Below are 14594 nucleotides of genomic sequence, written 5' to 3'. Positions count from 1 at the left end.
CAGATAAAAAACTGCTAGAGTGACAATGTTTTTCGCTGCAAGATTGAGGGGGTTACGTGAACGTTTTATTGATTGAAGATGATCTCCATATTACCCGTTTTCTGACACAGGGCTTCCGCCAAGAGGGCTATACTGTGATGCATGCTGGCGATGGTATTGATGGTCTTCATTTGGCGACGACAGAACATTACGATGTCATTGTTCTGGATATCATGTTGCCAAAAAAAGACGGACTCGCAGTATTATCTGAATTGAGAGGACGAGGGTACACCACGCCTGTCATCATTCTCAGTGCCAAACATTCGGTCGAAGAGCGCGTTTTCGGGCTTAAATCCGGGGCCGATGATTATCTGGTAAAACCATTTTCTTTTTCTGAATTGTCTGCCCGCTGCCAGATCTTAACCCGTAGGGATAGATCGCAGGCTACGCCGGTTCACCAGCTTTGTTATCATGATCTGAAATTGGATCTGCTAAAGCGCACGCTGCACCGCTCAAATCAATTGCTCAATCTTAACCAACGTGAGTTTGTGCTGATCCAGTTGTTACTGCAAAATGCCGAAACGGTATTATCCAAAACCGCTATTCTGGAACAGGTTTGGGGTTATCAGTTTGATCCGCAAACGAATGTCGTGGATGTGCTGGTATGCCGTTTGCGGAGTAAGGTAGATAAGGATTTTGAACTGCCACTGATCCATACCATAAGAGGGGTGGGTTATGTCCTTAAATCAGCATGTTGAACAGGCTTTACTGAGCACTCAGCGTCATCTTTTTTTCAGGTTCATGGCAATACTGCTACTGTGTCTTGTGCTGATTGAAGTTATTGTGGGGGCCCTTTTCTTTTATGATCTTTACCATGTTGAGAAAAAGATCCTCAACACGTTATCGGTAGAGTATCAACGTATCCTCAAGTTTGAGTCTGATGATAAATTGATCCACGTACTGACCGCCAATCCACAACGGCTGATTGAAAACAATATCGCGGCATTTTCTGTTACCGCGTCTCAGCCCGCGCAGTTTATTGCGGGAGACAGTGAGCTGCCTTCTGATCTTAACTTTCACGCATACTTACCCAATGACAAGTTCTGGTTTACTGCGTTCATATTTGAGCCGTACATGGCGATAAAAATGCAAGGTAGCGTCCAGGACTTTGGACTGGTGCTGGATAATCAGGCTCGATATCCGAGCGCGATACGGCAATGGCTGATGACCTTCTTTGCGTTGATCATACTGGTACTTGTTACTTCTGTGTTTATCCGGCGTTTAATTAAAAATACTATGTCACCCTTGGTTACCTTAGGGGAGCAACTGGATAAACTGAGTCAAGGTGCGCTGGATTCGTTTTCAGAACCCCGTGAGCATGAAAAGAAAGACGGGCTGGACGTTATTAATCACAGTGTGCATCTGGCGATATCCAGATTACATCATGTCATCGCGACGATGGATACAACTGTAGATGCCATTGCCCATGATATAAGAACGCCATTATCGCGCATCACCCTTGCCTCGGAAAGCGCCTTACTCAGCGCTCATCAAGGTAACGAAAAGGTGGATATGGAGAGTGCGCTAAGTGATTGCGCCGAGTATGCCGAGCAGGCGAGCAATATGCTGACTGCGCTAATGAAGTTGAATGATGAATTAGCAGGTAAACGCCAGATACAATGCATACCGACTGATGTTAATGACGTTATTACACGTGTTGCACATTGGTATGAGGGTATTGCCGAGGAAAAATCCATTACCATGCGTTGTGTCACTCAGCCAGGCACTATAGTCAATTCCGATGCCGATAAGCTGACTCAAATTCTGGTGAATCTGGTCGATAATGCGCTCAAGTATACTGACTCTGGTGGCGAGATCACGCTTACATCTTCGGTGCATAACGATGGCCATGTGGAAATACATGTCGTTGATACGGGTATCGGTATTGCCAGCGAACACCAGGATCTCGTCTTCAAACGCCTGTACCGAGTAGATCCCAGCCGCAGTAATATCGACGGTTATGGACTGGGACTTTCACTGGCGTCGGCGATGCTAAATAATATCGGCGGGACGCTATTACTTGAGTCAGAGCCTGGCAAAGGCAGCACCTTCACAATTCGGTTGAATGTTAATCCATGAGTACAAGCTGTCTCAACGTCGTGCATGATTTTATTGATATAGGGCTTCATACTATCAAGGTTAACATTATTGAGATGAAGCAAAGCCAAGAAAAATAGAGACTTTGATTGGGTGCTGATGTGTTTTTGTATTGCGGGCAGTGCAGACACTGCTCAAGCGTCGCTTTATGCGGTAACTCATGTGCAGGAAAGAGAGGGCACTCAAGTGCCCAAATATGATTTATCTTGTGTCACGAACATAGGGTGTATTATTTACAACCGCACAATTATTAATACCACTACGTATTAGTAATTTAAAAATTTATCTCTGAGTAAGTTGATCATGGTTTTGGTTTTTTTCGGTAAAAATTGTCGCGAAGAATAAATCAAGGTCATGGCGATCTCTGACTGATAAATATCAGGTAAAACATGAATTAATTCCCCTTGTTTAAGTTGCTGTTGGACTAAAATCATCGGGAGTAATGCAATACCATGTCCCGATTGCGCCATCCGGTTAACTAACCCCAAATCTTCTGAGATCAAACGTATATTCAATCCTTCTGGCAGTATGCTGGAATCATAATGACTGGTTAAAATTGCATGTTCAAACAGATCATTAAGACAGTGCGGCATCTTATGGCTTTGTAAGTAATGAGGTGAACAAAACAGGCCTTTTTTAGACGGGAAAAAGACTTGTTGCACGTAATCTTCATTAATGATTTTGATCACATCTGGCAGCAGTTGCAGGTCTATATTTTCACGTTTTAAATCGACACTTTCGTGACGATGAATAATTTCCAAGGTGATGTCTGGAAACTGTCGTGCATAGTCATCTAACAATTCTGCAAACAAGGTTGAGGCAATAAACGCGGCAGGTACGGCAATACGCAATACGCCTTGCAGGCTTTGTTGTTGGTTTTTAAGTACAGAGATAGCTTGATTTACATCGCTTAATGGCTGATTAATCTGTTGATACAACAAGCGCCCATGCTCGGTCAGTTCAATCTGCCGCGTGGTGCGGATAAGCAGTTGGCAGCCGAGTGCTTTTTCTAATTCTTGTAACCGTCTGCTCACTTTAGAGCGTTGCAATCCATGCGCTTGTGCCGCGGCACTGATACCGCCATGCCTGACTGTTAATATGAATAAGTACAGATCATCCATCGATGCTTTCATTGCTTGTCCTATTTATGAGACGTAAGTGCCATATTAATCATTGTATTTAATCAAATGAAATATTTCTATAATCCTGTACAGTTTTATTCTAATCGGAAATTTATATGCCTCATACACAATCCATCTTTCGTCGTTGGATGCGCAGCCTTATTGTCTTGTTCATTGTTTTCATGGCTTACATTATTGTGGCCGATAGATACGCGCCGCTGACAACCGAGAGCCGGGTTTATGGTTATGTGGTGCAACTCGCACCCGAAGTATCAGGGCCGATCATCGATGTCGCGATCGGTAATAATCAGCATGTTGAGAAAGGACAGCTGTTGTTTACCATTAATAATAGTAAATACACCCTTGCGGTTAACAAGGCGAAAGTGGCGTTACAGCAAGCATATGAGCAAGAAAAATCGCTTTATGCTCAGGTCGAAGCCGCCATCGCGAACACGGCAAGCAGTAACGCCAATTACAATAATGCCACCGCGGAGTATCAGCGTATCAGCAAGCTGGCGAAAAATAATTTAGTCTCTACGTCGATGCGCGATAGTGCGTATGCCAATTACCAAGCAGCGCGTTCGACACTGCATGCCTATAAGCAACAAACACTCGCGATTAAAGCCAAGTTAGGAGAAAGCGGTGGTGATAGTTCGCTGGTGATGGCGGCTAAAAATAATCTTGCACAAGCGGCGTTAGATTTATCCCATACCCAAGTTTTTGCACCCAACAAAGGGGTTATCACTAATCTGCAACTTGAAGTGGGTGCGATGGCAACGGCTAATCAACCTATGCTCACCTTTATTCCGATCGATTCGTTGTGGGTTGCCGCCGATTTTAGAGAAAAAGCCACTGCGCTGATCAGTAAAACATCCGCCGCGTATGTCACCTATGATGCCTTGCCGGGGCAAGTTTTTAACTTTACTGTCGCCAGCCGTGATTTTGGCGTGGCTGCAGCGCAGCAAACCGCGAGTGGCCAATTAACCTCGGTTGAAGTCAGTAATCGTTGGGTGCGAGATGCACAGCGGATCAGGGTAAACCTATCCAGTGAACAGGCTATTCCTGAACAACTCTTTGTGGGCTCTCGCGCGACAGTGGTGCTTTACCCTGTTGATAATGTCTGGTGGAAAACTTTGGCCAGTATGCAAATTAATCTTGCTGGTCTACTGCACTATGTTTATTAATTCGGTTTATTAAGATATTTTGGCGCGATTAAGTTCACCTAGGTTTATCTGGTGCTATTGAGTTTCTTGGGGTTAGTATGATGAAAACGATGCGAATTTGGTTTGCTTGTGTGTTTGGCTTGGCGTTAAGTATGGTGTTTGGTTGGTCGTATGGATTTTTTGCGGTGTTATTACCCGCGTTTATTATCGCCCGTGCGGATGATTGGCATTGTAGCTTAGTCAACCAAATGGTTTTCGGTATTATTTGGGTGACGCTGGAAGTGAATTTTATTTCCGGGTTCTTGCAACCTTACCCTTTTTTGATGACTGTTGCTGTGGCGATGTTATTTCTCAGTAAATGCATCGCTATGACCAAACCAAGCGGTTATCTGTTTGGGTTTACGGGCTTGCTGGTGGGGTCTATTACCCTTAATTTTATCAGTTATCCGAGTTTTGATATTGAAGAGTTCACGCTGACATTGTGGGTCAGTGCGTTTGCTATCTATCCTATTTGTGCGCTGGCGTATTATTTATTTCCCGAACCTGTGCCCGAAGCAGAGGATAGGGCCTCACACATCAGTAATGGCGTAGTACAACACGATCATATTGGCTTGTTACGACAAACCGCAATGGGCTGGATCATATCCATGTTGGCGTTTCTGATTTTTCAGTTTGGTGATCTGAGTGATTCTTTATCTGCGCAAGCGTCTATTTTTATTGTCCTCACGCCAATGACCTTTATTGGTTCAATGGCAGCGGCTAAAATTCGAATAAGCGGCACATTTTTAGGTTGTTTGACCGGTATGGTGATTCAATTAGGCTTATCAAGTTGGGCTAATAATGGGCTGTTATTTTTAATGGCGTATGCAATTTTCGCTGGTTTATTTGCCCGGTTATTATCATTAGGTGGGGTTAAATCTGGCCTTGGTTTCTCGGCGCTGGCCGCGTTATCTGTGCCTCTTACCACCGCTTTCCAGCCGGGACAGAAAGATGCTTTCTTTTCGATTATTTATCGTTTTAGCTCGATTACCTTGGCCGTTATCCTGACGTCGTTGGCGATATGGCTAACTCATAGTGTTTTAGTTCGAGTGATTAAATCACCGGCTGAATGTCGTTAAGTTTGGCTGACGATGGCCATATTATTTATGGCGATATATATTTCGATATTTATGGAAATAGTTTGACATGATTTATTGATAGGTTTATATTTCGAACATTCCAGAAATATAGAGATAAAAATAATGTTCAACATTACACAAGCAATGGTGATGGATACCTTAGGTATGTTTGCTTTTTTAGCCGCAGAGTTAACGGTGCTTTTTTTACTGATTAGTTATCTAGTCGGTGTGCTGCAAGAGTATATCCCGCCAGCCAAGATCCAAAGTATCCTGAGTGGTAAAAACGGTAAAGGTTATATCGTTGCCGGTTTGTTAGGGGCGATCACACCGTTCTGTTCATGCTCTACAATTCCTTTCCTGAAAGGTTTGTTACGCGCCAAAGCAGGGTTCGGTCCTATGATGGTGTTCTTGTTTGCCAGCCCGCTATTAAACCCCATTATCATCGGGTTGTTTGCCGTTACCTTTGGTATGAAGATAACAGTGTTTTACTTTACTATTGCAATGAGCGTATCAGTTATCGCTGGTTATACCTTAGAAAAACTGGGTTTTGAAAAATACGTCAAACCACAAGCGTATATTGAACCAGAAGCCAAAGGGTGTGCATCTGCGTGTGGCGGTAAACAAGCACCGGTAAGCAAGTGGATGAAGATCTGGCACAGTACCTGGGCTGACTTTAAAAAAGTGTTACCTTATTTAATCGGTGGTATTGCGCTGGGCTCAATGATTTACGGTTTTATGCCAACGGAATTTGTTGCGCGTATCGCGAGTGAAGATAACCCGTTCGCTATTCCGGTTGCTGCAGTCATTGGGATCCCACTTTATATTCGAGCAGAAGCAGTGATCCCATTAAGTGCAGCGTTAGCGGCAAAAGGTATGAGTCTTGGCGCAGTCATGGCATTAATCATTGGCAGTGCAGGCGCGAGTTTAACAGAAGTTATTTTGCTTAAATCTATCTTTAAAAACCAAATGATCGCCGCGTTCTTGTTCGTTATCTTAGGGATGGCTGTAGGTGCTGGTTTTCTATATCAGTTCATTTTCTAAGCGATATTTTTAGTTAAGAAAGCGTGACATCGCTATCGGTGTGGCGCTTTTTTATTTTTGCTTAAAGAAATCAGGCTATTATTAATCACATAGTAAAATAGTTAAAGATGAATTAATTATTTTGTAATTAACATATGGTACTAAGTATTTTATGGGGCATACTGTTGCAAATTTCTAACAGAGAGTACAAATCTCTAACAGAGAGCACAAACGTTTAACAGAGAGAGAAAATGGACTTTACTGCGTCTAAAAAGAATAAGGGTTTTACGCTAATTGAATTGGTTATTACTATTATTGTGCTTGGTGTGCTTACGGCAACGGCTGTACCACGTTTTATTGATTTAAAAGATGATGCAAAAAAAGAAACGGTTGAAAATTTTCACGGTAGCCTGAGGGCGACTGTGCGATTGCTGCATATGAAATCCCAAATCGACAATCTATTGGGTGATGATGTCACCATCGCAACCGACTATGGGGATTATCAGTTTTATCGTGGCTATCCAGAAACGAAAAGTGAAGCCCTAACGCCAAATACCTACTTTATTGAGACCTTCCTAGAATTAGGCGCCCCACTGGATGTGATTAAAAATAATATCTCTCGAACCGCGACTTATTCTGAAATTACCGTTTTCGAAGATAATGGCTACTCGCGTATTGGTTATGGCACAGGGGATTTGAGCAACGATTTATGTTACGCCGAATATCACCATACCAGCGAGACTCAAGAATTTACTGTTGAAACAGCTGGCTGCTGATTTGTTTATCGCGACTAAAGGACAAATAATGAAAAACAGATGTACTTGGTGTGGGGAAGACCCATTATACGTAGCTTATCATGATGAAGAGTGGGGCCTGCCAGTTCATGACGAACAACGCTTATTTGAATTTCTGATCTTAGAAGGTGCGCAAGCCGGACTCAGCTGGATCACCATATTAAGAAAACGTGAAAACTATCGAAACGCTTTTCATCAGTTTGATTATACGATTATCGCCAATTACACCGAAGACGATGTTAAGCGCCTACTTGCTAATGAGGGGATTGTCCGTAATACCTTAAAGATAAGATCAGCGATAAAAAATGCCAAGGGCTTTTTGAATATTCAAGCCGAGTTTGGTTCGTTTGATGCTTATATTTGGGCTTTTGTTAACGGTGTTACCCTGCAAAACGATTTACCCTCACAGGCTGGAATACCCGCTAAAACTGAACTCTCAGAAGCCATGAGTAAAGATTTGAAGAAGCGGGGTTTTAACTTTGTCGGGCCCACGATCTGTTATGCCTTTATGCAAGCAATCGGCATGGTTAACGATCACACCACCGATTGCTTCCGTCATCACGAGTTGAAATAATTAGCTAAAGTTCATTGATCACTGGATTACTCGTTTGCTCGCTTGGTAGATTATCCGATGGATTGAGCTGGTGGGTAATGACCGCTGATCTGCCTGCCTTCACCGCTAAGCTTGCCCATATAATACTGATACCAGCAGTGATGATTAAGGGCATATCCCAACTACCTGTTGTTTCATGCAGTGAACCAAAAATAATCGGCCCCGTTGCTGCAAATAGATAACCTATGCATTGTGCCATCCCTGACAATGCGGCTGCTTGGTGTGCGTTATGAGTACGCAGGCCGACAAAGGATAATCCGAGAATAAAACCACCCCCACAGCTAAAACCAAGCATCATCACCCAGGCGACCGCGTGTTGGGGCATCATGAGTAACCCGGTGATCCCAATGAATGCCAGTATTGTCATTATTAAGCTAAGTACACGTTTATCTTTTACCTTTGCCATGAGTGGAATTAATACGATAGCCGGTGCTGCAGAGGCGAGTTGTAGAATCCCATGGATGTAACCCGCTTGATGTTCTGAATAACCATTGCTCACTAAGATACTCGGTAACCAAGCAATAAAGGCGTACATAATAAATGAGTTTAACGCCAAGAACCCAGAGACTTGCCAAGCGGCTGCAGAACGCCACATATAACTATGGCTATCAATGTCGGCAGTGTCCGTAGCCGGTTTTGTGTGATGGCTTGTTTGTGGTAGCCAAACTAGCATCGTGATAAGAGGCAGGACGAGCGTAGTGGCTAATGCGAATGCCCAATCTGGGATCGCCGTAACATTAAGCGAATTAGCCAGGTTAAGCATCGGGATTGTGGTGCTTGAACTAATGGTTGCGCCAACCCCCATCATTAATACATAAATAGCGGTCAATGTCGGTACTTTGTTGGGAAAGTCGCGTTTTAGCAAGCTGGGTAAGAGTACATTGCCTATCGCAATACCGATGCCGATGATACAAGTGCCTAAGTACAGGGTTAGTGTTGAGCCTGCAGAGCGGATAACAATACCGCTAGTGATAGCAAGCAGTGCCAACATTAATGATGGTTCAAGGCCGATCTTACGAGCTAGTCCCGATGAAAGAGGTGAAAAAATAGCAAAGGCGAGCAGTGGTAGTGTGGTTAACATACCGGCTTGCGTGGCTGACAAATTAAGATCGTCAGAGATGAATGCTAAGATTGGTCCTATGCCTGTTATAGGACCTCGGAGATTACTGGCTATAAGTAAAATGCCGATAATAACCAGTGCGGGCTGAACAATGTTGCGTGCAGAATTGTGTGACATATTTGCGTCCTCTTGAAGCTATGCCACTATATTATCCATATCCGATTATACTGAATTTGTGTATATTGACATTTTATTGCTAAATACGGACAGTGTATGACGTTACCTAATATTGCTTTAGATTTTGATTCGGATGAGTACGTCGAAAGTGTTAATGCATTACGTACGTCGAGTCTTGAACGTGGTCTGGAAATGCCTGTTCATCAACACGTGAAGTGTCAATTAGTGATGCCGTTAACAGGTTTTGTCCGTTGTTCAATTGCGGATGCCATATGGATGGTGCCGGCAAATTGTGCGGTATGGATCCCAAGCCAAGTGTCACACAGCAATCATATTTCGTTAAGTTCAGATGTCTGTATGTTATTTGTTGATCCTGATATTCCCGGCATACCCGATAAAAGTTGCACATTATCAATCTCGCCTTTACTGCGTGAACTCATTATTAGTTTAGCAAGTAAGAAGCAGGACTATGCATCTGATGACGCGACAGTGAGACTCGCGCAAGTATTGATTGATGAGCTGATCCGTATGCCGAAAGAGCACTTTGATTTTCCTATCCCTGCAGAACCGAGACTCAATAAGATTGCTCATTTGTTATTGGCTAATCCAGCCGACCGCAAAACAGTCGGGGAGTGGGCGTCGTTATTTGCGATGAGTGAAAGAACATTTTCTCGATTGGTGAAGCAAGAGGTGGGGATGACATTTGGTCGTTGGCGTGGGCAACTACACTTGGTAATGGCATTGCAAAAACTGTCATCAAATGAATCGGTACAACGAGTATCAGAAGATTTAGGTTATGAGTCGGTCAGTGCTTTTATTACCTTTTTTAAGAAGACGTTAGGCAGACCACCGAAACAATATATGAAACAGTCAGTTTAAATATGAGGGGCTGGAAAAGGGTGAACCGCTATTTCAAAGGCCGCTAATCGCAATAGTTGGATTGCAGAGTTAAAGAATAATGAATTAAGGCGGTCATTACGGTTCGACATACCGGTATCTACATTTGCTACTGGTACTTTAACTTCAAATTAACCACCTTCATCCAAGCTGCTTGTTAGCGCACTGATGGTTGCTAGTTTAACCACCAATTATTTTTTAATCGTCGCTATATTTATGCGCTGAGTGTTGTTGCCAATTTGTCTTTATTCATTAAATGAGCATGGCTAGCGAATAATTTCTTTAATTTAGGGGTGATGATGTTTTCACAAAATGGCCGTTGTGGATCGCTGTAATAATAGTTTTGCATGGATCCATCTGACGGTTTAAATTGATTAAATGCATAAGCGCGGGTGATCAAAGGCAGTTCAAATTCATCTTGTAATAATGCTAGATTATGTTTTATTTCAGTGTTCTGATAAGGATCCATGGCATAGACGGCGCTGCGATATTTATCGCGCATGGAATGGGCTTTGGCACAGCTATGAGTGTGTAAATGAATGGATATGATATTTTTTAAACTAATCACGTCGGGCATGAACGTGACAATAATACCTTCTGAAAACCAATCATCGTCAGCAAAAGAAGATAACCAGCCTTGTTCTACTTTCGTCACACCGCGCAGCGATAAAAAGATAGCCTCGGTACACCAATAGCAGGAGCCACTGAGTCCGATTTTTTTGACTGTATTGTCCATTGCTGATCCTTGCGGGTAAGTGAACGCGAAGTAACGCTTCAATCAATTTAATTATGGACGATAGAAATGGCTGGTAATTGGGTTTAGCTAAAATTTTATTAAAATGGGCAGGTTTACGATTTTTTTTTGGGCTATTGCTGTAATACTAGATCATTAGGTACTAATCTAGAAAATTGTTTGGTAATTGAAATTTTATTCTGTTTCGTAAATACAATCCGCTCAGCATTAAGGTGTTGCTTCGTATCATTAAATGAAAGTTCTCGAGTGTTAAAATGAACTCCGTCTATAACACCTCTTGCTTGCTCCATATAAAAAACACCTCGATAGTAATAAGCTAATTTAAAATGGATTTCTACATTCGCAAATGAAAGGCTACCGGATTTATATTGAAGCACTTGCTTAGCAGTATTTTTTTTCGAACTTAGCTTAAGTGTTTGTTTGTTTTTAGTATTAATTCGCTCTTTAGTTTTTATCTTATAATAAACTTTATATACACCTTTAGTATGCAAGCTGTACTGTGTCTCTGTGGCATTATCCATAATAAAAACACCATCAAGGGCATTTGCCAATGATGGTGTTAATATTATTATACAAAGTAAAAATCTAAGCATAATAAGCGTTAAGTGAAGTGTTATTCTTCAACGCAACTTACTTTTTCTTCAGTATCTTCATCAATACCACACCAAACAACATCAAGAATTGTTGAGTTATTTGATTCTGTTATATTTACTTCAAAATCAGCATCTACGGCAGGGATGAAAGTTGTAATCGAAGAATCTTCAGTGTAGGTGTTGTTTATAACTTTAATAACATCCCAGTTGGTATATTCATTCCCCCACAAATCAATCATTTTATAATTTGCTTGGTGTGAGCATGTCGGTTCTGAAAATATTTTAGAAAGGGCAATATCATATTGTGCCTGATTATTGCCAAGATCTGATGTATCACATGTATAGCTATTTGTTGTTATATTAAAATCAGAGCTGTCGATACCGGTTTGAGTGTTGTAGAACGCATGAAGATTAATATATGTTAACTCACCATCTTCATCGATAGATAGAGATGAAGATGGATTATCTAAATGGTTATCGAGATCTGAAATAATTTTTGCAATTTCTTCAACATCTTCTTCGTCCACAAAGCTTGATAAATTAATAAGTTTAGAAACCGTTACTGCATTAGTAAGTGCTGATTTTGCTGATGTTAATAGTTGAGCAGCATTTTTTCTATAACTAAATAATGATGAATCGGCATAGTAACCACTAGGGTCATATGAATATAAATCAAACTCAGCATCAATATCTAGTTGAACATCGTCCCAACTAATAGGAGGGTTTTCATTCCAAGTGTATGTTTCATTTACCGCATCAATATCTTTAAATGTTTCTGATTGAGGAAGGTAATAAGTATCATCACCCGCGCTATAAGCTGAAAGCGTATATAATACATTCGCTGCGCCAAGAGCTGCAGTTCGGATGACAAGAGAGTCTTGATAAGTTAAAGCTTCATCAGATTCTTCAGAATAAGGTAATACATAACCTTCGCCAGGCATTGCTGCAGCAAGTCTTTCACTTGCATGTACTAAGCGATTAGCAGCTTCAGTAAGAATTTTAGATACGTCTTCTGTTGTACCAATAGGCGTTTCGATTAATTCGATGATTACATCAGGGGTGAATGAAGACTCAATGACTGTTGATAGCATTTCTGAATAATCGGAACCTGTGATATCTACGCGAGCAGCCACTTCTTCCATGTTCGCTATTTCCGCAATTTCTAAGATGGCATCAAATGCTTTTTGGTGGTAGCCATTACTACTATCTGAACTTTCAAGCAATGTTCTGTATTCATTTAGTTTAGCTTCAATATCAACAGTTGTTATGTTGCCTGTTAATAAGTCCTGAAGATCTAAAACTATTTGCGCTATATTTTCACTGGTATATTGATTATTTAGATCATCTTTTGCTTCTGAAGGCGCTTTAATATTTTCTGTTGGAAGAGGAACGACAGTTGGTTTACCATCAACTTCAACCTCAACTTCAACAGTGATTAGAGCTGCTTCAAATGTCATATCATCAATAGCCGCTAGAGGTTCAGCTTCAATTAAGCTTTCACCAACAACATCACTCGTATCAAGTTTGTCATCTGTTTGGATTACATCGATAGACTGAAGAAGAGCTGAAATGTTTGCTGCGTACTGCTCTGGAGTTGGAGCTACAGTGTTCAAAGTAGCGACACGTTGATCAGTTTGAGCATCTAGTGAGTAAGCTGTGATCTGATTATTTTTACTCGTAATCCCTTCGCGGTTAGAGCCGATAGCATAACCATCTAATTCAAAGTCGCAAATCGCACCTTCAGTAACAGTAAATTGACCTAATTCAGATGTAGAACCTGTATCACCAGTATCACAATTGTAATCAGCCCCCATTACTGGTTGAACATCCATGAATAAAGCTATTACTTGCCCATTTGATGGTGGATTCGTGGGTGTATCCGTCGATGAATCAGAATCTGAACCACAGCCAACAAGTATTGAACTAACGCATAACGCAAGAAGAGTTTTTTTCATATTAACCTTATTTAGAGTATGGGGATATGAGTTTTTGCAGCATCATACTTTAAATAGGTCGGTTGTCTATTGCTTAAGAAGTAAATGTTATCATTAGAATGAAAACAATAAAATACTTTATATCTTGTTGTTTTTATTAGTTAAACTGTATGTAAGTATGTTTATTCTAATTGGTTGTCAGAAATTAAAGTGCAATTTACTCCTTATTTATCTGTGTTTATTTAGATGTTGTAAACCTGCACTTTTATCTAACGTTTAAATTTATTTACTTACTTTTTATAAATCTGCTTGGTTTTTATCATTCCCAAAGGAAACAGTTTTCGCACGCCTTGACGCAACGCATTATCAGCTTGTAAAGCCACATCTCTGACGCCCTGATCGGGTCTGCCGCGAAATGAAGTGACATGGAATTGATCTGTGGGTTTGAGCGCAGTATCTGAAAAGTAATAATTTGATACACAGGTTCTATTTTTATCGGCGGTGATAGGGCTAACGGAGTGCCATGATTTGTCATGTGTGGCCATGACGATGAGTCGATTGAATGAGCTATCTATGGTGAGCTGTTTGTTTTCGATGCCATCGGGCCAGAGTTCTAAATTACCGCCGTTGGCCTGCTGCCAATCTGGTGTTACATAATATAAGAGGTTGAGAACACGCCATTGTTTGCGGTCTTTTTCATGTGAATTGTCTAAATGCGGGTTGAGGAACTGGCCTTGGTGCATCAATGAAATCCCCCCCGCATACAGATTTTCATCGGGATAGAGGCTATCAATACCACAAATATTTTTAACTAAGGCAAGAATACGATGATCTTGAAATGCAAAAATAGTTTCTTCTAATAGTGGATGGTGATCATTCATTTGTGCGGTGACGTATTTGTATTCTCTGAGGTTATATTTGCCACCAATGAGCATCATGTCGTTATAGCTGGGAAATACATCGTATATTTTTGTGGCTAAATCAACGGGAAGGAAGTTATCAATATAGAAGTAACCAATATTACTGACAGAGCTCTCATACATATCTTTGACTGTTTCAGCTTGCTCAGTTATTTTATCGATAATTAAGTCTGCGATATCGAGTCTGTTCATCGTTCACCTACTTTCACACTGTTTGCTCAGTTGATATCAATTTTAGCACATGAAAAAAGACTAATAAGCGGCGTTCCAGCTAGCTAAATCGCAATATCATTA

At 41.3% G+C, this 14594-nt stretch carries 14 protein-coding genes; 8 read left to right on the top strand and 6 right to left on the bottom strand.

Annotated features, from left to right (window positions below; all coding sequences use genetic code 11):
* Positions 1–56: 56 nt before the first annotated feature.
* Both PE36_RS02830 and PE36_RS02825 read left to right on the top strand, forming a co-directional pair.
* Positions 57–737: a response regulator gene (locus PE36_RS02830; protein ID WP_006030441.1), complete on the top strand. Its 681-nt coding sequence runs from the start codon at positions 57–59 to the stop codon at positions 735–737.
* Positions 715–2118, top strand: coding sequence for a cell wall metabolism sensor histidine kinase WalK (locus PE36_RS02825; protein ID WP_043993706.1), 1404 nt, complete (start codon positions 715–717; stop codon positions 2116–2118). The genes PE36_RS02830 and PE36_RS02825 overlap by 23 nt, the downstream gene beginning before the upstream one ends.
* Before the next feature lie 284 nt (positions 2119–2402).
* Here the strand turns inward: PE36_RS02825 and PE36_RS02820 are convergent, their stop codons facing one another.
* Positions 2403–3269 (bottom strand): LysR family transcriptional regulator, encoded by an 867-nt coding sequence (locus PE36_RS02820; protein WP_006030438.1) that lies wholly within the window; start codon positions 3267–3269, stop codon positions 2403–2405.
* 104 nt (positions 3270–3373) lie between these two features.
* On the opposite strand from PE36_RS02820, the gene PE36_RS02815 reads away from it, so the two are divergent.
* From PE36_RS02815 to PE36_RS02795, 5 genes are all read left to right on the top strand, one after another.
* Complete coding sequence (locus PE36_RS02815; protein WP_043993704.1) at positions 3374–4441, top strand: HlyD family secretion protein; 1068 nt, start codon at positions 3374–3376, stop codon at positions 4439–4441.
* 77 nt (positions 4442–4518) lie between these two features.
* Complete coding sequence (locus tag PE36_RS02810) at positions 4519–5538, top strand: DUF2955 domain-containing protein (RefSeq protein ID WP_006030436.1); 1020 nt, start codon at positions 4519–4521, stop codon at positions 5536–5538.
* A gap of 123 nt (positions 5539–5661) precedes the next feature.
* Complete coding sequence (locus PE36_RS02805; protein WP_006030435.1) at positions 5662–6579, top strand: permease; 918 nt, start codon at positions 5662–5664, stop codon at positions 6577–6579.
* A gap of 230 nt (positions 6580–6809) precedes the next feature.
* Complete coding sequence (locus PE36_RS02800) at positions 6810–7334, top strand: Tfp pilus assembly protein FimT/FimU (protein ID WP_006030434.1); 525 nt, start codon at positions 6810–6812, stop codon at positions 7332–7334.
* A 28-nt stretch (positions 7335–7362) separates the two neighbouring features.
* On the top strand, positions 7363–7926 hold the full coding sequence (locus tag PE36_RS02795; protein WP_043993702.1) for a DNA-3-methyladenine glycosylase I: 564 nt from the start codon (positions 7363–7365) through the stop codon (positions 7924–7926).
* 4 nt (positions 7927–7930) lie between these two features.
* Here the strand turns inward: PE36_RS02795 and PE36_RS02790 are convergent, their stop codons facing one another.
* Positions 7931–9202 (bottom strand): CynX/NimT family MFS transporter, encoded by a 1272-nt coding sequence (locus PE36_RS02790; protein ID WP_006030432.1) that lies wholly within the window; start codon positions 9200–9202, stop codon positions 7931–7933.
* Positions 9203–9394: 192 nt separating this feature from the next.
* Here PE36_RS02790 and PE36_RS02785 point away from each other — a divergent pair, with 192 nt between their 5' ends.
* Positions 9395–10081: a helix-turn-helix domain-containing protein gene (locus PE36_RS02785; protein ID WP_043993756.1), complete on the top strand. Its 687-nt coding sequence runs from the start codon at positions 9395–9397 to the stop codon at positions 10079–10081.
* 232 nt (positions 10082–10313) lie between these two features.
* Here the strand turns inward: PE36_RS02785 and PE36_RS02780 are convergent, their stop codons facing one another.
* The 4 genes from PE36_RS02780 to PE36_RS02765 form a co-directional block, all read right to left on the bottom strand.
* On the bottom strand, positions 10314–10835 hold the full coding sequence (locus tag PE36_RS02780) for a peptide-methionine (S)-S-oxide reductase (RefSeq protein ID WP_006030430.1): 522 nt from the start codon (positions 10833–10835) through the stop codon (positions 10314–10316).
* Positions 10836–10966: 131 nt separating this feature from the next.
* Positions 10967–11374: a hypothetical protein gene (locus tag PE36_RS02775; RefSeq protein WP_043993701.1), complete on the bottom strand. Its 408-nt coding sequence runs from the start codon at positions 11372–11374 to the stop codon at positions 10967–10969.
* Positions 11375–11466: 92 nt separating this feature from the next.
* The gene (locus tag PE36_RS02770; protein WP_006030428.1) at positions 11467–13401 is read right to left on the bottom strand and encodes a hypothetical protein; all 1935 of its coding nucleotides are present in this window, start codon (positions 13399–13401) and stop codon (positions 11467–11469) included.
* 269 nt (positions 13402–13670) lie between these two features.
* Positions 13671–14492, bottom strand: coding sequence for a 2OG-Fe(II) oxygenase (locus PE36_RS02765; RefSeq protein ID WP_006030427.1), 822 nt, complete (start codon positions 14490–14492; stop codon positions 13671–13673).
* Positions 14493–14594 lie beyond the last annotated feature (102 nt).

This window comes from Moritella sp. PE36 (genome assembly GCF_000170855.1).
Taxonomy (GTDB): Bacteria; Pseudomonadota; Gammaproteobacteria; order Enterobacterales; family Moritellaceae; genus Moritella.
This window is presented reverse-complemented; position numbering and strand designations above follow the sequence as displayed.

Coding starts and splice junctions, on each gene's coding strand:
- PE36_RS02800 (WP_006030434.1), top strand. CDS start 6,810: ATGGACTTTACTGCGTCTAAAAAGAATAAGGGTTTTACGCTAATTGAA.
- PE36_RS02775 (WP_043993701.1), bottom strand. CDS start 11,374: ATGGATAATGCCACAGAGACACAGTACAGCTTGCATACTAAAGGTGTA.
- PE36_RS02810 (WP_006030436.1), top strand. CDS start 4,519: ATGATGAAAACGATGCGAATTTGGTTTGCTTGTGTGTTTGGCTTGGCG.
- PE36_RS02780 (WP_006030430.1), bottom strand. CDS start 10,835: ATGGACAATACAGTCAAAAAAATCGGACTCAGTGGCTCCTGCTATTGG.
- PE36_RS02790 (WP_006030432.1), bottom strand. CDS start 9,202: ATGTCACACAATTCTGCACGCAACATTGTTCAGCCCGCACTGGTTATT.
- PE36_RS02785 (WP_043993756.1), top strand. CDS start 9,395: ATGCCTGTTCATCAACACGTGAAGTGTCAATTAGTGATGCCGTTAACA.
- PE36_RS02795 (WP_043993702.1), top strand. CDS start 7,363: ATGAAAAACAGATGTACTTGGTGTGGGGAAGACCCATTATACGTAGCT.
- PE36_RS02770 (WP_006030428.1), bottom strand. CDS start 13,401: ATGAAAAAAACTCTTCTTGCGTTATGCGTTAGTTCAATACTTGTTGGC.
- PE36_RS02820 (WP_006030438.1), bottom strand. CDS start 3,269: ATGAAAGCATCGATGGATGATCTGTACTTATTCATATTAACAGTCAGG.
- PE36_RS02805 (WP_006030435.1), top strand. CDS start 5,662: ATGTTCAACATTACACAAGCAATGGTGATGGATACCTTAGGTATGTTT.
- PE36_RS02825 (WP_043993706.1), top strand. CDS start 715: ATGTCCTTAAATCAGCATGTTGAACAGGCTTTACTGAGCACTCAGCGT.
- PE36_RS02815 (WP_043993704.1), top strand. CDS start 3,374: ATGCCTCATACACAATCCATCTTTCGTCGTTGGATGCGCAGCCTTATT.
- PE36_RS02765 (WP_006030427.1), bottom strand. CDS start 14,492: ATGAACAGACTCGATATCGCAGACTTAATTATCGATAAAATAACTGAG.